This window comes from Vibrio sp. bablab_jr001, assembly GCF_016464285.1.
Classification (GTDB): domain Bacteria; phylum Pseudomonadota; class Gammaproteobacteria; order Enterobacterales; family Vibrionaceae; genus Vibrio; species Vibrio fluvialis.
Window position 1 is genome coordinate 326,774 of record NZ_JACDWZ010000092.1, and the last position, 18,178, is coordinate 344,951.

The following is an 18,178-nucleotide window of genomic DNA, read 5'->3' on the forward strand; positions in this document are numbered from 1 at the left end:
CGCAACGCAATACCCGATAGACTGCCAATCATTATTGAGAGTGTTCACAAAAGCTTCATAAATAAACAACAATGATAAAAATAGCTCTGATTGACGACCATACCATCGTACGTTCCGGATTCGCTCAGTTACTGAATCTGGAGCAAGACATTGCTGTTGCCGGCGAATTTGACAGCGCCAGCGACGCCTTTCGCGGATTAACTCAAACGCCTGTGGATGTGGCGGTCATCGACATCTCGATGCCGGACGAAAATGGCTTGAGCCTGTTGGAAAGGCTTCGCCAACGCGATCCGGCGTTCAAAGCCATCATTCTCAGCATCTACGATTCCGCCTCTTTTGTGAAAAAGGCGCTCGATGCTGGCGCTCAAGGCTATCTGTCTAAACGGTGTGGCCCGAGTGAACTGGCGAGCGCCATTCGCACCGTGGCGGCAGGCAAGCGCTATTTGTGTGCCGATGCGCTGGTCAATCTCAGCAACCCGGACATCAACAATGTGCTGGTCGATCTGACCAAACGCGAGCTGGAAGTGTTTGACCAGTTGATACAAGGTAAAGAAGTTAAAGAAATTGCGCAGGCGCTGTTTCTCAGCCACAAGACGGTGCATGTGCACCGCGCAAACATCCTCAGCAAACTCAACCTGACCAATAATGTCGACCTGATTCGTTTTGCCATACAGCACCATCTGTTAGCGGAAGGCTAAGTATGCCGGGACTCCTGTTTACGCTGACCTTCAGCTTTCTGCTCTACAGCATCAGTCAGTTCAGTTTGTGGAACATCAGCCAATATCTGAGTCAGGCCCCACTGCACGCGTATCTCTTATTTCCCACGGGCCTGAGATTAGCGGTTTATCTGCTGGTGAAGCCCGCTTACCTCTGGGTACTGATCCTCAGCGATCTGCTACTGGCGGGTGCGATTCTGGTGTATCTGCCCACCGAGGCGGATTCGGTGTTGTTGCTGATGCCGTTTGTCGCCTGGTTTGCGACCTCTTTTGCCCGCAAGCGCTGGCAACACCTCACTCTCTATTGGCAAAAACTGCTGTTGATTGTCGCACTGGTCATCGTGCACAGCGCAGCCACCGGACTGACGTTCGTGCTGCTCGGCAAGCCACTTCGCATCAACGCCGACACCATCACCGCCGTCACGGTCGCATCGTTGACTGGCGGAATTGTGTTGACGCCGTTTCTCTATCTGGTCGCTGACTACCTGCGCCATCAGACCTGGTCGCCCCTGACACCGCAACTCATCCATCAGGATGTAAAACTGAAGCCGAAAATGCTGGTCTGGAGCCTGTTTTTCTTCGCCTTAGGGTTGCTGGCTGAACTGACTCTGCTGGACCAAATGAAGCCATTTGCGCTGCTGATCATCATGTTGCCAACCATATTCATGGCCTACCGCTATGGCTGGCAAGGAGGGGTACTGGCGAGCAGCTTGAACTGCATCCTGCTCGCAACTGCACGTCAGATCAGCGGCTCATTTGACTCCGATCAGGAGCTGCTGATTTTCATGTCCAGCCAGGCGTTGGTTGGTCTGGGACTGGGGATCGCAATCAGTCGTCAGCATCAGTTGGCACTGCTGGTGCAGAAGGTCAACCTCCGGCTGGCACGGGAACTGGAAGAAAAGCAGAATCTGGCTCGCCAGTTGGTTTCTGTCGAGGAGCAAATTCGCAAATCGGTAGCCAGAGAACTGCACGATGAAATCGGTCAGAACATCACAGCGATACAGATCCAATCCATGCTAGCGCAGCGGCTGGCCGAAGATGAACAGGCTCGGAACGCCGCCGCAAGTATTCAGTCTCTGGCGATGCGAATCCACCATTCCACCCGCCAACTGTTAAAGCAGTTGCGACCCCATATCCTTGATGAGCTTGGGCTGGAACATGCCATTCGTCAGTTGATCCAAGAGATGCGTTTCAGCGAACAAGGCATTCAGGTTGGCCTCAATATGGGTGTGGATCCGCAAAAACTTGACGATACCACCAGCGTGACGCTGTTTCGCATCGTGCAGGAGCTGCTCAACAACGTCTCCAAACACGCCAAAGCACGCACTGTTAATATCAGCCTGTTCCCCGGCAGCGATATGGTATTGGAAGTGAAAGACGACGGCGTTGGCCTGCCGTCGGACTGGCGCATTCGTGGTCAGGGTCTGAAAGGATTGGCTGAGCGGGTGTCCGCGCTGGGTGGCAGCCTCAACGTCACCACGCCATCTTCGCCTAAGGGCGGTACGCGCATAATTGTTAACCTGCCCACAAAATCATCACCTACTGACTAAAAACTAGGAATATTTCCTAGATGAATACAACTCCTTCTCATGTTTTTCCTGCTCCTTCTCTCTAGGATCAGATTCAACAAGGACAAACAAGCATGAAGATTGTGCCGACACTCAACAACAGCACAAACATGGACACCAATCAGGCTTACCGCTACTGGCGCATTCAATTGATGGTTTCCATGTATGTCGGATACGCCGTCTTTTACCTGACCCGTAAAAGCTTCAACTTCGCGCTGCCGGGCATGCTGACAGATTTAGGCCTCGACTATTCCGATCTTGGTCTGTTAGGCACCCTGTTTTACCTCACGTACGGCGTCTCCAAGTTTGTGTCCGGGCTGATGATAGACCATTCGCGCTCACGCTACTTTATGGGGCTGGGTTTGCTGGCTACCGGCATCGTCAATATCGCCTTTGGCTTCAGTTCATCCTTGCTGGCGTTTACGTTGCTGTGGACAGTCAACGCGTTCTTTCAGGGTTGGGGCTGGCCAGCCTGTGCCAAGATCCTGACCAGTTGGTACTCGCGCAGTGAGCGGGGCTTCTGGTGGTCCATTTGGAATACCTGCCACAACTTGAGTGGCGCGCTGATCCCGGTTGCGATTGGCTTTATCAGCCTGAATTTTGGCTGGCGTTACGGGTTCATCGTGCCCGGCTGTGTGGCGGTACTGGTTGGCATCTGGCTCTGCTATCGCATTCAGGAAAAGCCGACTGAAATGGGATTGCCCTCGGTCGGACAATGGCGCAACGACGCACTGGAACTTGAGCATGAAAAGGAAGGGCAAGACCTGCCCTTTAATGCTGCGGTCTATCGCTATGTACTGACCAATCGCTACATCTGGTTGCTGTGTGGATCTTATCTGTTGGTGTATGTCGTGCGCATCGCGATCAACGATTGGGGTGCTCTGTATCTGGTTGAGCGCCATTCCTTTGATGTGCTGAGCGCCAACAGCGCCGTTTCGATGTTTGAAGTGGGCGGATTTCTGGGCTCACTGTTTGGCGGCTGGGGTTCGGACCGATATTTTCATGGTAACCGTGCGCCAATGAATCTGATTTTTGCATTAGGCATTTTTGCTTCGGTCGCGGCGCTGTGGCTGACCCCCGTCGACCACATTGGCTTTCTGGCCGGATGTTTTTTCTGTATCGGCTTTTTCGTCTTCGGCCCACAAATGATGATCGGCATGGCCGCTGCCGAATGTGCCAGAAAAGACCTGGCAGGCACCGCCACCGGATTTATCGGCTTGTTCAGTTATCTGGGCGCCGCACTGGCGAGTTACCCGATGTCTCTGGCTATCGAACATTGGGGCTGGGAAGGCTTTTTCTGTTTGATTACCGCGGCAGCAGCCGTGATCAGTTTGCAACTGCTGCCGTTTATAAAAGCTCAGCAACCGAACTCGGACGATGAGCTACCAATATGATGAAAACTCTACCATCCAACAACGTGACAATGCTTCGCTTGGTGACCTGATTGGCATTTTTGCCTGATCGGGGATTCTGGCAGGCATAAACAAGAGGGAAAACCCAATGATTGTTAACGCAAAACGTACGCTGCTCGCACTAAGTATCCTCGGTTCGGTGATGGCCGCGCCCGCTGCTCAGGCGGCCGGGCGTCTGGTTGTCTACTGCAGCGCCACCAACGCCATGTGTGAAGCTGAAACCAAAGCGTTTGCCGACAAATATGATGTGAAAACATCCTTTGTTCGCAACGGCTCAGGCAGCACGCTGGCTAAAATCGATGCTGAGAAAAATAACCCGCGTGCCGATGTCTGGTACGGCGGCACACTCGACCCTCAATCTCAAGCGGGTGAAATGGACTTGCTGCAAGCCTATCAGTCTCCTCAGCTTGATAACATCATGACCAACTTCCGCGATCCAGCCAAACGCAAAGGGAACTACTCGTCCGCCGTCTACATGGGCATTCTGGGCTTTGGTGTTAACACCGAGCGTCTGGCTCAAAAAGGCATTCCGGTTCCTCGCTGCTGGAGCGATCTGACCAAACCGGAGTATCAGGGCGAAATTCAGATTGCTGATCCACAAAGTTCGGGCACAGCCTACACAGCGCTGGCCACCTTCATTCAGCTTTGGGATGAGCCAACGGCTTTTGAATACTTCAAACAACTCGACAAAAACGTCTCTCAGTACACCAAATCAGGCGTGACTCCGTCACGTAACTCTGCGCGCGGCGAAATCGCCATCGGCATTGGCTTCCTTCATGACTATTCGCTAGAACAAGCCAAAGGTGCGCCACTGGAGCTGATTTCTCCTTGTGAAGGCACTGGCTACGAAATTGGCGGTGTGAGCATTATCAAAGGTGCCCGTAACCTGGACAATGCCAAACTGTTCGTTGACTGGGTGCTATCGAAAGAAGGTCAGGAACTGGCATGGCAACAAGGCGAATCGTTCCAAATCCTGACCAACACCTTGGCAGAGCAATCGCCGAATGCCCTCAATCCGAAAGACCTCAAATTGATTAATTACGACATGGAAACCTACGGTTCTTCCGACGAGCGTAAGCGTTTGATCACCAAATGGGTGAACGACGTCAAGATGGGCAACTAATCCATCAGTTCTTTCTGACCGTCCTATGACGGCTTTCATCACCTGACACTCAGTCTGCTGGTTCTGGCGGGCAGGCTGAGTGCAGCTCAAAAAAAGGTTCCAACATGAACGAGCGAATTCAGGCTTTGAACCTCACGACCAGCCAGCCACGGCGCATCGATGCCGTTTTTTACTGGCTTGGCGTGATGGTGTTTAGCTTTATCCTTCTGCCATCCTTTGCTTTGGACTATGGTTTGTTTGAATCGACCGCAGACGAGTTTTACGACGCGATGGGCTGGAGCTCTGTCAATATTTCCTGGCTCTGGTTCAGCCTGCCTCTGTTTCTGATTGTTCGCCCACTTCAACCCGCAGGACGTCAGCACAAAGTCCGCCATTATCTGGATATCGGCTATTCCGCGCTGTGCATGCTGGTGATACTGATCAGCTCCTGGCTGACGCATCAGGGTTTGGGTTATTCCACCATCTTGCTGTTTATTGCGCTTGGCGCTGTCATGACCACGGCTTTCGCCCGCCTTGAATATTTGGGCGGCGACCATTTTGTGATTGGGTCGCTCATCAGCATTATTTTGCTGATTGCCATTTTCATTATTTTTCCAAGCATCGCGATTTTCCTGCCGATGTTCAAAGATGAGATGGGCCAATGGACCGCGTGGCAATTTATGGAGATTCTCTCGCAATCTCATACCCTGTCGGTGATCCGCAACTCCATCGTTCTGGGTATTGCGGTGGGGGTGGGTGCCACGTTCTTTGGTTTGATCTTCGCCATTTACACCACGCGCATCGCCAAACGGTCGGCGTTTATTGCCCGCGTGTTTTCCATTCTGCCCATCGTGACCCCGCCGTTCATCGTCGGACTCGGCGTGACCTTAATGCTGGGTCGCTCTGGTTACATCACTGAATTGATGGTGGACTGGTTCGGGCTGCAAAAAACCAACTGGTTATATGGTTTTACCGGCATTTGGCTGGCTCAGGTTCTCGCGTTTGCGCCAATGTCGTTCATGATTCTGGATGGCGCCCTCAAATCCCTCCATCCGTCACTGGAAGAGGCGTCTTACACGCTGAAAGCCAACCGTTATCAGACATTCTTTGGCATCATTATTCCGCTCTTGAAACCGGCGCTCGCTAACTCGTTCCTGATTATTTTCGTGCAGTCGTTGGCCGATTTCAGTAACCCGTTGGTGCTGGGCGGAAGCTTTGACGTTCTGGCGACCCAAATCTACTTCTACATCGCCGGAGCACAGCTCGATTATGCCTCTGCCAGTACGCTGGGTTCTGTCCTGCTGCTGTTCTCTCTGGCCATCTTTGTCGTCCAGTATCTGTGGATTGGGCAACGTTCCTACGTCACGATTTCCGGCAAAGCCTATCGTGGCGACGTGCAGGATATGCCAGCGTCACTCAAACTGGGCGTCACCTTGACGTTGTATGTCTGGATGGTGTTTAACGTGCTTCTGTACGGCAGCATCTTCTTTGGTAGTTTCACCGTGAACTGGGGGGTGGATTACACGCTCACACTGCAAAACTACCTCAACCTGTTTGGCAACGGCATGTCTGATGGTGCCTGGCCGTCACTGATCACGACCATGATTTACGCGGGTGTCGCGGCGCCAATCACCGCCCTGTTCGGCTTGCTGATTGCGTATGTAGTGGTTCGTCAGCAGTTCTACGGTAAAAAGGTCATCGAATTCTCAACCATGCTCTGCTTTGCCGTTCCGGGCACCGTGGCGGGGGTGTCGTATATTCTGGCGTTTAACGATGCGCCTATTTACCTGACGGGCACCGCGGCAATTGTGGTGATCTCGATGGTGATGCGTAACGTGCCGGTGGGCATTCGCTCCGGTATCGCCGGACTTGGTCAGCTCGATAAATCACTTGATGAAGCGTCATTGAGCCTGCGCGCCAGTTCCCTGCAAACCATTCGTCACATCATCCTGCCACTGCTGCGCCCGGCGATTCTGTCGACACTGGTCTACAGCTTTGTGCGTGCGATGACGACGGTAAGCGCGATTATCTTTCTGGTTACCCCGGAAACCCGTGTTGCCACGTCGTACATACTGAACCGCGTCGAAGACGGTGAATACGGGATTGCCATTGCGTATGGCTCTGTCCTGATTGTGGTGATGTTAGCCATCATTCTGTTGTTTGATTTATTGGTCGGTGAAGCTCGTATTTCCCGCTCCAAAGCCACCAACCAAGATTCCTAGGAGACGTCACCATGGAAAAACAAAACTTCGTTGTACTGAAAAACATCTGCAAGCGATTCGGTAACAATACCGTGATCGGTAATCTGGATTTGGAAATTAAGAAAGGCAGCCTGGTGACCCTGCTCGGTCCATCGGGTTGCGGTAAAACGACTGTGCTGCGTTTGGTGGCCGGACTGGAAAAACCCACCAGCGGCCAAATCTTTATCGACGGTGAGGATGTGACGGAACGTTCCATTCAGCAGCGCGATATCTGTATGGTGTTTCAGTCGTACGCCCTTTTCCCGCATATGTCCTTGTATGAGAACGTGGCATATGGGCTAAAAATGCTCAAACTCCCGGCCGAAGAAATTCGCCAGCGGGTCGATGAAGCGTTGAAAATCGTCGACTTAGAAGGCATGGGTGAGCGCTTTGTCGATCAGATCTCCGGTGGCCAGCAGCAACGCGTTGCCCTCGCCCGGGCTCTGGTACTCAAACCCAAAGTGCTGTTATTCGACGAACCCTTAAGTAACCTGGACGCCAACCTGCGCCGCAGCATGCGTGAAACCATTCGCGAGTTGCAACAACGTTTCGACATTACCTCGCTGTATGTCACGCACGATCAGGCTGAAGCCTTTGCGGTATCGGATACGGTGATCGTGATGAAAAGCGGAGAGATCATGCAGATTGGATCGCCGCAAGAGCTCTACAAGTCGCCGAAATCGATGTTTATGGCGAACTTTATGGGTGAAGCCAACCTGTTTCAGGGCCATTTCGACGGTGAACGTATTCACATTCATGGTTACGCGATTGATGCCGACCCAGAGGCGACGCAAGGCAAAGCGAAGGGAGAATATCAGATTGGTGTTCGCCCGGAAGCCATTACCCTGAGTACGCAGGGCGAAAACAGCCAGGCATGTGAGGTACTCAAATACGCGTACATGGGTTCAATGTATGAAGTCACGGTCAAATGGCACGATCAGGAGCTGCTGCTACAACTCAACTCAGCCCAATTTCGCCAGGAGCTGACCAAACACGCTTATCTCGAGTTCAACCCGAGAGGGCTGTTCTTGCTCCCTGCCGACGAGGCCTAGTTCATTTTCGGTAAATCAGACTAACCCCACCTCGGTGGGGTTTCTTGTTTCTATCACTCAGTGGAGCGCCAGAAACGAAAAAGCCCCAGCAGAAACTGCTGAGGCTTAGAATAAATGGCACGCCCTGTAGGATTCGAACCTACGACCACATCCTTAGAAGGGACGTGCTCTTTTAACCCCCTAAATAAGAGTTACCACATATTACTACTAATGCTTAAATTTTGTCTAGTTTTATTCAAATTGTCATATTTTGTAGCTCTTACTTTTACTGCCTCCACCTTGCGTAACCCCCAGCTAACAATTACCATTAAATCATAACACATGGAAGTATAGGTCAACTATGAACGAGTTTGCTCCAATAGGCAGGTATCATTTCATCGTAAAGCAAAAGGTAGGGACAGTGCCTGCGACCGCATTCCCAGTGCTATATCTCGAATCTAATGATGGTTTTACAGTTATGTGGTCACTGGTTCACTACTTCCTTGCTCACACATCAAGAAGTGATACTTGGATGCGTGATACAGCTCGTGCAGTTGGGCTATTTTATGATTATTGTACTGCTTGCAACATCACCAGTGTTAATCAACGTACACAACTCCGTAAATTCATGTTTAGCCTCGAAAACGGCACAATAGATACTAATGAGAAAGATCCTACAGGCTTGTACTGGTCACCAACAGGCTTAACTAAAGCAAAAAGATTAATAGGATCTCTTTCAAAATTCATTTACTGGGTGAATCAGGAAGAATCACTGTCTAATGGTTCCACAACATTCGTAGCACCTACAAAAAATAGTGAAAAATTGACCTTATCTTTATTGAAAACGGCTAAAAAGGTTATTAGCAATAGTTTTATGGAACACGCCAAAGACCCAACGTTAATAGCAGAGAAACTCCTATTGGCTCGTGAGACTTTTGGCTATGAATTTGAAGATGATCCAAAGGCTTATATAAATGCACAACGTGAAGTTAAGAGCTTTCCTCATGAATTGATAGCTCCACTTTTCGAATATGGATTCGTAAAAAACCCTCTAGCAACAAAACCGTTTGAACGTGAAGATATCACAGCAAAAATGATCACTTTATTGCTACTATTTGGCGGACTTAGAAAAAGTGAGCCATTTCACCTTTGGTATAACGATGTCACCCCACTACTAGAGTTCAAGTGTCAAGTAACGCTGTATCACCCTAGCGTGGCAAAAACAAACTTAATCGGTGAAAAAGATAAGACTAGAAAACACTATCTCAAAGAGCGGGGACTACTCCCTCGGCATGACAAGGCAAACCCAAAGTCACTTAAGGCTGGCTGGAAAAAACTTGCCGTAGATAAAACCTCTTATCATGCCGACGTACACTGGCTACATAGTTCAGCAGAAGCTATTTTCTCATCTCTTTATCCGCATTATCTAGCCTATAGAAGTAAACTCATGGAGACCTATGAAGAGCTTCATGGGCATGACCACCCATTCTTGTTTGTATCTATAGGTGAAGACAGAAATACTGGAGAGAGTTACGTCGGTGCTCCTTATTCAATCAGTCAATTTATGAAAAGCTATAATAAAGCGTTAGATAGGCTTGAACTGCATCTTGGATTCAAAATCCACCGAGGTAGAGAAGCTGCTACAAACCCTCATAGTCATCGACATTGCTATGTGGAAGCACTCAAAGAAATGGGAGTAAACCCCAAGATTATACAGAAATGTCTGCACCAACGGACTATTAAGGCACAGGAAGCATACCAAGGGATCTCATATCAGAAAATCCAAGAAACATTATCCAAATATTCTCCTAGCCTTCCAAAAGACCTTTCCCTACAAGACACGAGTTACCTACACATATGATGACATCCGATAACCCTCATAACCTTAAAGGTATCCAATTCAGCGCCTCTGTTACTGATGAAGAACTCGCCAAAATCAGTGAGATGTTTACCTCTCCACAAAGCTTTGTCAGCTTAGCATCTCAAAGAGCATACCAGTCTGGAATGGATACATTAGAACAACTGATAGATAATGGTGACATCACAATCAATAGCTTGTTTTTCTACCAAAAATTTGGGACAGAAAAGCGTTTCAATGCACCTGAGTTAGCAAAAAGACAGGCATCTAACTTATACAAAGAGCTATCAGTACTTGCAGACAAACTGCTTCTTAACGCCAAGGTAAAAACCGAAGATGGTCGAAGATCTGCTGAAAAACGATTTGAACAATGCGTTGAGATTTTTCAATATGCTACAAAGGTTAGAACTCTCTCTGATATAACTCTCGATAAATTTAAGGAATTTATTCGCCCCCTTAGAACAGAGAAAGATAGATGGCACCACGATACAACGCCACATCATCATAAAGCACTAAGAGGGTTTGCTCTCTGCCTTGATCATCATTTCAACAGTGCCGATTTCGTAAAGTGTACTGAAGTCCAACGAAGTGATACCAGAAACAAAACCAAGGATCTGTTCGCACAGCCAGAAAAGCACATGAAAAAGTGGGTTAGCTCTTGGTTCGAATTCTTAGACGCAAAAAAAGCATTTTCAACGAAAGCATTCAAAGATGCGGCTGCGAAATTCCGCGATTTCCTTGAAGAAACATATGCATCAAACAGCTCTCCATTTCCTAACGAGCCAAGTCTATACTTTTCTAAATATCGCGGAGAAGAGTTCTACGAATGGTTAAATGAACAACAAGAGAGTAATGGACTCAGCAATAAAGTATTGATTAAAACACTCACTGCCATCAATACTTACAGCAATTGGTTTATAGCCAAATATATGTCTGATGTAGATGAGAATGGTGAACTAACAACCCTTGCCTATCCTCTCATGCCGAACCACAGAATTGATCAAATCATACAACAACATGGAGGAGAAGATAATGGTGAAATATATCCAAGCGAATCACCCAAACCCTGTCCCCCGCTTTGGATGGTTCTAAGCCTTAAAGAAATATTGACTGAGAATGATTATGCCTGGGCAAAGTCTTTAACCTCCCAGTATAACGAAAGCATTCTTGATGAAAATGGCCGCCCTGTCTGGATACCTGTAATCACGTATTTGTATCTTGTTATGCTTGAAATACCCATCCGTAAAATTCAAGTCTTACGCCTTGACTCAGGTGAAGGAGACATCTGGAGATACGATGCTCAAGCAGACATGTGGGTAAAAAACGATCATCAATTAGCAAACTACTGGAAGAATACTGGTGCAAAAGTCCAAAATAGAGGCGTTTTTAGGCGAAAATTCTTCAATGGCGTTTTAAATCCGCAATTTGTTTTATATATCAACTCAAATAAAATTTCTGATAAAAAAGTTGGCTTTAACGAGTTTTCGGGTTACGAAATACCTTGGAAAAACCCCAATGTAATCAAATATCTAGATGAATTAAGGGTGTGGCAGGAAAAGTACAATCCAGCAGTAGCTCCAGTGAAGTTCAAAGATATTCCGACATCCATTTTTGAAGGTGAACCTACAAAACAAGTTATTGATTCGATTCCTGATCGCTTCTATTTGTTTCGTTCAGCTAAAGAAGTCAAGAACGGAAATCGTCAGATGCCACCATCAAATCGTATGTTGCATGAGTTCTGGGTCAAATTAATGGATGAACTAGAGAAGCGACTACATGATGAAGGTATAGATTGCCAACTAATTCTAACTCGTAACAAAAATACAGGAGCACCCCAACAAGCACTTTACAATCCTCATGGGTTGCGGCTTGCGGGATTAACTTCCCTTGCTCAGCAAGGTGTCCCTATCGAAGTTTTGAGTAAAATTGTGGCAGGACACAAAAGTATCCTGATGACAATTCACTATTTGAAATATCATCCAAGCCATATTAGCGAATTACTTAGTGAAGCTAGTCGAGATTTAGAGCTTAAATATCAAAAGAGCTTTCAGAGCTGGCTCAAAGAAGCAGCATGGGATCAAGTTGCCAAATACGCAGCTTATAACTCCGAAGATGCAATTGAGGGGGTTATGTCTGATGTTTCTCGTTGTACCTCCTCCTTGTGGAACACAACAACTTTAGGATTGTGCCCATACAATGGAACCAGATGTCACGACGGTGGTATTTGTGTTCGCAAGAATGGCAAAGGTAGAAACATTTACTTACCCGTTGAGGAAAAAAACTGCGTGATATGCAGACACTTCATTACAGGGCTTCCTTGGTTAACTGAACTTTGGGTGCATGGAAATGCGCTTCTACTCAAATCCGAAAAAACCTCAAAAGAGTTAAGCGAGAGTTTAGAAGATATCAAAACACTAAAAGTCAAACGCAAAGATCTTCAAAAGAATGGCGGAGAAGTACCACCACAACTTGTAACAAAGATTAAAAAAGCTGAAACCCTTCACGAAAAGAAATCAGTCGAACTAGACAAAGTTTTTCAAGAGTTGCATGCGACTCACAACCTAATTGAGAAGATAAAACATCTACCTAAACATCCTATTATTGATGAACAAAATGACCATCAGGACAACCTTCCTGCATTATTAATACGTAGTGATTCAGAATTCGAGTTTGACTACAAAGAATCACCAAATAACTTCCAAAACTTGGATTTTGTTATTCAAGCTAGTCGTTTCTATCAGTATGAAAGAAATGAAGATTTTGAACGGGAACGTGATCAGTTTATCGACACAATTTTGCTGAGAAATGAACTAAAGCCATTGATGTTAATGAATTTAACACCCGAGGAAAAAAGGCAGGCTGCTGACGCATTTGCAAAATTTCTGGTGACAAAAGTTGATGCCGAGACACTTCAACTTCTAAAAGATGGTCGCGTTTACCTGAATGAGCTAGGGCTTGAGCAAGAATTACTTAAGTCTGTACCAATTAATATTCTACAAAAACCTACTACATAAGCAGTGGAGCGCTAGAGTTAAGCACATGAAAGAAAAAGACATTCTCACAACATCTGATACCCAAAAGCTCTACGATGAACTTTACGAAGATGCAACAAAAGCTAACGTTAAAGCAACTTTGAGTGCGATAAACAAAGCTTGTGAAAAAATGGTAGAGGTTAACGCTATCCCATCCGTCCCAGCAATAGTAAAAGCTCTCGCCAGTAAAGGAATGCTCGTTTCGGAGCGTACGATTTACAACAGAAGGGAGGGTAAGAATCCATATCCCATTCTAATTGATTGTTGGATTAAGGTAGCGCAGAGTAAACAACTTGGCATTTCAGCATTGGTTGAGGCAACCACACAAAACAACGCTGATACGGTTGTTTCCTCTCACCAATCAAACTCCTTAATTACTGAAGAAGACTTGATGAAGATTACCGATCCTGTGCTGCGGTACAAAATCTCGGTTCTCTACGGTCAGATGACTTCGCTAACAAAGCAGAATGCAGCATTACGCGGACTTCGCGAATTGCCCGCAGTGTATCCCGACTATCATTCGCAGCCATCAACAACTAATTGTGATATCAATCCAAGCCAGCCAACAGCTCAACTAGATAGCTTGGATGTAGAGATTCTAAGAAACTTCTTAAATGGCCAGAATAAACAACTATACTTCGATGATGAAGGGGTTCTATACGCTGCTAGACCAATAAAAACACATACGCCTATATCTGATCCTGGTTTCAAAGAAGTAATAGAGAAAATTCTACCTCAGAAATTACTCCTGTAATTTCTATCTTATTGAAGCGATAGTATTTGAAAGTAATGTAATAGCTGAAAGTGACAATAACAATAGCCTGTGTGAGTCCATGTTGGATGAGAATTTAGAAAACTGAATCAGCGCATACTTGGCTTGTAGTAGCTCATACTCGAACTTACATACTCGCTGGTAACTCACGACTAGATTGTACAGTCGGCCTGCTTGTATCGTAACCCACAAATGGACATGTTTTGCCGCAATTGATAATTTAGCAAAGTATTGATTATTTGAAGTACTACAAAACTCGCTTAAGTCGGTGTCCAGTCTTACAAGAGCAGATCAAACCGAGTTCGCTATATACCTCCAGTAATCGCTGACACTCGCCTATCCCCTTATCGGATAAGTTGTCCCAAGCTCACTAGAAGGTGATGAACTTAACTGATATTGAGGCACGCCAAGAGCTATCAATTTATCTCGGGTGTATAATATGCCATCATCATAATTCCAGTTCTCCCAAATAGCATCAGGGTAAGCTTCCAAGATGCATCTAAAGTACGGAACGTCAATATCATTGACCGAATGACCTATCACAATGATTTTTGTAACATCTCCGTAGCCTTCTAGTTGAGCACGATGACGTTCTAGTATCTCAGCTACTGGCTTGTGAAACCTATCTGTTACTGAAGCAACTGTTCTTTGGGATTCATCAAACCAAGGCTCGTCTTCATTCCATGGCATCGATGTAGATTGGTTGCCGTTCCCGATTCCATGACCAAAAATGACATTCGATCTGGCTTTACCATGAATATGCAGAACATCTTCGTCAGGAACTGAATATATGTCTTGGAGAGTAGATGTATAGTTGAAGTTAATGAACTTAGATCCATTAGGAAATTCAAATAATTGCGTGGCTGTGGTTACGTCTATTGCTCTTATCCAAGTTTTGAACGTATCTGTTACTGCATCCACCAATTCATCTACTTTTATTGTCATCTCATCTTCATAGCCATACAGTAAGCTACTTGAAGAGTCCGCCAACTCATCTAAGCTTGGCTGTAATACGGCTTGTTCGCTGAAATCATCCTCATTGAAAACACCTAAGTTTTCTTCAAAGTTAGACCACTCTTGATCATCGTAAAACTCAGGAAAAAAGACAAAATGCTCGTTTAGAGCATCATGATGGTTTTGATGGAAATGCCAATAACTTGTAGGTAATCCGTTCTGAATATCAAAACCATTACCGATTATGACTAAAGTTGTCACGCCAATACCCCTACAGATAATATCTCAAAGTTACAAGTTGCATAATATAACAAGCAATAATCGCATAATCTTATGATTAGTCTACGAAATTCCAGAGTAAGGAATGCGTTCATTCGCCCCAATTTTGCCTTTCACTTTAGGAGACAGTTTATCCCTGAACTTACACGAATCCTCATTCTCCTCACCTTTGTAACCAGAACAAGCTACATACACACCATACCTGCCTAGTCTTGTAATTTTGGGTGATTTGCAACGAGGGCATAGCTGGAACTTAGCCTTACAAGTTAAACACTCACCATACCTCAATTTCTTAACCGCTAGACCATCAGCACAGCATTCGCATTCAACAGCTTCCGACAGACAGCCTAATCCTGTAGAACACACGTAAGTACCACGCACACCTTTCTTTGGCTTGAGGTATCCTGTTTTACAGTTGGGGCATTTCCTTGCAGCCAATTTTTCAGGAGTAAAGTGTTCTGACACTATATTGATTTTATATTCAGGACTAAGTAACTCAAGGACAAATTCAGACGGTTCTTTCGGGTCAGCAACCAAATAGCAACGCTTCTTTGAACGAGTGATTGCTACATAAAACAAACGTCGTTCTTCAGCATGCGGATACATATCAACTGTTGGCATCAACGCACTTACAACCTCGTTCTCTTTTCTTTCAGTCGGGAAGCCGAAGTATCCTTGGTTTAAATCTAAAACAAAGCAGTAATCCGCCTCTAAACCTTTCGAACCATGCAACGTCCAAAACTTCATATTCTTGAACCCACGTTTCTTCGTGAAACGCTGAGCTGCTGCTGTTTTACTCTTACGGTAACGGGTCAGGATACCAATTGAAGCATCAGCATCATCTGCATAGATTTCCTTTATCGCTTTCTCAACAGCATTCAAAGTAGCTTCAGTAGGATCTTTTTCATTGGCATCATGGTTATCAATCAGAAAGACTTCTGATGAATCAACTTGAGTATGCGTGACGATCTGCTTCTGGTATTGCTCTGGGTTCTTCATTACAAAGCCGCCAGCAGTGTCAGCAATACTATTGTTGTATCGAAAGGTCTTTTGCAATTTGGTTAGGGCATGATTACCAACGTTATTTTGGAATCGTGTCGTGTATTCGAGCTTACCACCAACAAACGCATAGATAGCCTGCCAGTCATCCCCCACCACAGTGAGACTTGTTCCTGACGCTTTCAACAGCTCCATCAAGAAATTCCACCTAGAAACGGAGATATCTTGAAATTCATCAACAAGAATGTACTTCCACTCAGGCTTAAACATGCCCTCTTTCAAGTAGTGAGTTGCCAAAAGGATCATGTCATCGAAATCAAGGTGGTTTCGGCTACGCAACTCACCAACATAGGCTTGTCTTAATCCCTCAATCAATTCCATATGACTGCGTGCATTTTGGATATCTGCTACTTCCAAACGACGCTGGATTTCATAACCCTCAATCGCCTCTGAACGAACGGCTGATAGCGTTTCGGAAAGCTCATTAACAGCATTTTTGATGAAGTCTTGCTTTCTTACAGCCTCAAGAATCTCTTCCTTCGATATTGGCTTAGGCACTACATTTAATGCCCTCAACTTAGCTTCTAATACGGCTTCAAGATTGCCCTCACACCAGTCATAGTGATAAGTATCAACCAGCTCAGTATCCATCTGTTCGTGAAGAGCTTTTTTGTCTTTGATTCCCTGATTGTATTTAGCTTTATTGATATCAGCTCTTGTGTTTTCCTCTCTATCGATACCAAAGTGCTCAATGTAAATCTGATCGCTTATTGCTCCCTCAACAGGTTTCACATAGAAATCTGGACGGTATGGAAAACCAATATTGATACCAAGACGATTGCTATAATCAGGCTCATACACATATTCAATGCCATTCTTGAATAGCCAGTTGCCAATCAATACCTCTTGATAGCCTTTTACCTCAACACCATTCAACGTGATGTACTTCTTACCTTTCAAAGCTTCTTGGTGGGCTTCTTCAGACTCAGATAGGAATGGGTTGTATGCGTAATATACCGTCTCAATGAAAGTGTTAAGATTTTCCTCACTCTCTTCGATGAAAGTAACGAGCCAATTATTGATAAATTCAAGCAATGCTGGCTTTTTTACCAACCAACTCATGTTCAATTTACGGAACTCTTCCACAGATTGCTTCTGAGCTGCGGCGATAACTTGGAAGCCACGGCTATGAAACGTGGAGATCTGCTTGTCGAGGTCATAATGGTGGATATTCGCAGCTTTCAGTCGTTCTTTGGAGCGAATACGAAGTTCTTCGGCAGCGGCATTACCATATGCCAACACCATTACTTCTTCAGGCTTAGCCAATTGTCTTTCAAGAATATCCGTTGTTTTTGCGACCATAACAGATGTTTTGCCTGTTCCTGCGGCAGCAAGAACCATATTGAAGTCATCGTGCTGAACTACTGATAATCGTTGTTCTTCAGTAAGTGGATTGCTCTCAATGCTATCGTAGAAGTTTTTACGGGCATTTAGCACTCTACCAACGTGCAACTCTCTCAGATAGTTTGCAGAGCTTGAGATTGGGCTTAACTCAGATAGCTTCTTAATCTTTTGTAGCGGTTCGCCTGATAGGTAGATTTCCCAAGCATCAGGTGTCTTGTTAAATAACCGAACCATTGGTTCAATGATCGCTTGAACGTCAGGGATAGCCGACTCACGCAGATATTGACCAACTGCGGCTTTTGAAAATCGAGTGTATGTGTCTGTTATTTTGGATTCGATTGCTACTTGAATTGATCGATTAATTGCGTGGAATTGTGGAATGATCTTTCTATGACTCAGACCACTAATAACAACCTCCCCGTTATCAGTAGTGACTTGAAGGTTGTGACCAAAAATAGAACGTTTTATGGTGCAGAAACTAAGTATGTTAGAGTACTTGATTGTTCTAGAGGATGACTTATCTACCACCTTTAGGGAGTGCTTCCCGAGCACAACCCCTTTGTACTTACCAAGTAGGCTGATTCTTGATTTTATGATCTTCTGAGGCATTTAATATTCTTGCATCGCTACACAGTAACTATGATGCCATAGAAGAGATAAGCAATGAACAAAAACTCATACACATCCAAGTTAATATAAGTGGTAAGGCTACGTTATACGGCGAGGCTCGCACAAAGTACTTGGTCATTAGCTAAAATATCCCAACATAGAATTCTCATTATTTCCTCTGAAAAAGGCTTCGACGCATTTT

General features: G+C 45.7%; 11 protein-coding genes. 9 read left to right on the top strand and 2 right to left on the bottom strand.

Annotation, left to right across the window (positions count from 1 at the left end):
* Positions 1 to 71 precede the first annotated feature (71 nt).
* The 9 genes from JIG40_RS15185 to JIG40_RS15225 all read left to right on the top strand — a co-directional run bounded on the left by JIG40_RS15185 (position 72) and on the right by JIG40_RS15225 (position 13,713).
* Positions 72 to 698 (top strand): response regulator transcription factor, encoded by a 627-nt coding sequence (locus JIG40_RS15185; RefSeq protein WP_061056692.1) that lies wholly within the window; start codon positions 72 to 74, stop codon positions 696 to 698.
* Positions 699 to 700: 2 nt separating this feature from the next.
* Positions 701 to 2,266 carry a signal transduction histidine-protein kinase/phosphatase UhpB gene (uhpB, locus tag JIG40_RS15190; RefSeq protein WP_199465602.1) on the top strand — a complete coding sequence of 522 codons (1,566 nt, stop codon included), beginning with the start codon at positions 701 to 703 and terminating at the stop codon, positions 2,264 to 2,266.
* Positions 2,267 to 2,358: 92 nt separating this feature from the next.
* A complete protein-coding gene (uhpC, locus tag JIG40_RS15195) occupies positions 2,359 to 3,678 on the top strand; it encodes an MFS transporter family glucose-6-phosphate receptor UhpC (RefSeq protein ID WP_199465603.1) in 1,320 nt (439 codons plus the stop codon).
* 106 nt (positions 3,679 to 3,784) lie between these two features.
* Complete coding sequence (locus JIG40_RS15200) at positions 3,785 to 4,819, top strand: ABC transporter substrate-binding protein (RefSeq protein WP_020327856.1); 1,035 nt, start codon at positions 3,785 to 3,787, stop codon at positions 4,817 to 4,819.
* Between the two features lie 104 nt (positions 4,820 to 4,923).
* Positions 4,924 to 7,020 carry an iron ABC transporter permease gene (locus tag JIG40_RS15205; RefSeq protein WP_199465604.1) on the top strand — a complete coding sequence of 699 codons (2,097 nt, stop codon included), beginning with the start codon at positions 4,924 to 4,926 and terminating at the stop codon, positions 7,018 to 7,020.
* Positions 7,021 to 7,031: 11 nt separating this feature from the next.
* Positions 7,032 to 8,090, top strand: coding sequence for a ferric ABC transporter ATP-binding protein (gene fbpC / locus JIG40_RS15210; RefSeq protein ID WP_061056695.1), 1,059 nt, complete (start codon positions 7,032 to 7,034; stop codon positions 8,088 to 8,090).
* A 340-nt stretch (positions 8,091 to 8,430) separates the two neighbouring features.
* Positions 8,431 to 9,930: a site-specific integrase gene (locus tag JIG40_RS15215; protein WP_074530712.1), complete on the top strand. Its 1,500-nt coding sequence runs from the start codon at positions 8,431 to 8,433 to the stop codon at positions 9,928 to 9,930.
* On the top strand, positions 9,927 to 12,941 hold the full coding sequence (locus JIG40_RS15220) for a VPA1269 family protein (RefSeq protein WP_020904076.1): 3,015 nt from the start codon (positions 9,927 to 9,929) through the stop codon (positions 12,939 to 12,941). The genes JIG40_RS15215 and JIG40_RS15220 overlap by 4 nt, the downstream gene beginning before the upstream one ends.
* 25 nt (positions 12,942 to 12,966) lie before the next feature.
* Entirely contained in the window at positions 12,967 to 13,713 is a 747-nt protein-coding gene (locus JIG40_RS15225) for a hypothetical protein (RefSeq protein ID WP_193256250.1), read from the top strand.
* A gap of 354 nt (positions 13,714 to 14,067) precedes the next feature.
* Here JIG40_RS15225 and JIG40_RS15230 read toward each other — a convergent pair whose 3' ends face one another.
* Entirely contained in the window at positions 14,068 to 14,946 is an 879-nt protein-coding gene (locus JIG40_RS15230) for a bacteriophage abortive infection AbiH family protein (protein ID WP_193256248.1), read from the bottom strand.
* A gap of 81 nt (positions 14,947 to 15,027) precedes the next feature.
* Positions 15,028 to 17,976, bottom strand: a complete 2,949-nt coding sequence (locus JIG40_RS15235) for a UvrD-helicase domain-containing protein (RefSeq protein ID WP_193256246.1) — start codon at positions 17,974 to 17,976, stop codon at positions 15,028 to 15,030.
* Positions 17,977 to 18,178 lie beyond the last annotated feature (202 nt).

What these genes read in the sequence shown, in the direction of transcription:
- JIG40_RS15200 (WP_020327856.1), top strand. Translation starts at nt 3,785, where the DNA reads ATGATTGTTAACGCAAAACGTACGCTGCTCGCACTAAGTATCCTCGGT.
- JIG40_RS15220 (WP_020904076.1), top strand. Translation starts at nt 9,927, where the DNA reads ATGATGACATCCGATAACCCTCATAACCTTAAAGGTATCCAATTCAGC.
- JIG40_RS15185 (WP_061056692.1), top strand. Translation starts at nt 72, where the DNA reads ATGATAAAAATAGCTCTGATTGACGACCATACCATCGTACGTTCCGGA.
- JIG40_RS15225 (WP_193256250.1), top strand. Translation starts at nt 12,967, where the DNA reads ATGAAAGAAAAAGACATTCTCACAACATCTGATACCCAAAAGCTCTAC.
- JIG40_RS15215 (WP_074530712.1), top strand. Translation starts at nt 8,431, where the DNA reads ATGAACGAGTTTGCTCCAATAGGCAGGTATCATTTCATCGTAAAGCAA.
- uhpB (WP_199465602.1), top strand. Translation starts at nt 701, where the DNA reads ATGCCGGGACTCCTGTTTACGCTGACCTTCAGCTTTCTGCTCTACAGC.
- JIG40_RS15205 (WP_199465604.1), top strand. Translation starts at nt 4,924, where the DNA reads ATGAACGAGCGAATTCAGGCTTTGAACCTCACGACCAGCCAGCCACGG.
- fbpC (WP_061056695.1), top strand. Translation starts at nt 7,032, where the DNA reads ATGGAAAAACAAAACTTCGTTGTACTGAAAAACATCTGCAAGCGATTC.
- JIG40_RS15235 (WP_193256246.1), bottom strand. Translation starts at nt 17,976, where the DNA reads ATGCCTCAGAAGATCATAAAATCAAGAATCAGCCTACTTGGTAAGTAC.
- uhpC (WP_199465603.1), top strand. Translation starts at nt 2,359, where the DNA reads ATGAAGATTGTGCCGACACTCAACAACAGCACAAACATGGACACCAAT.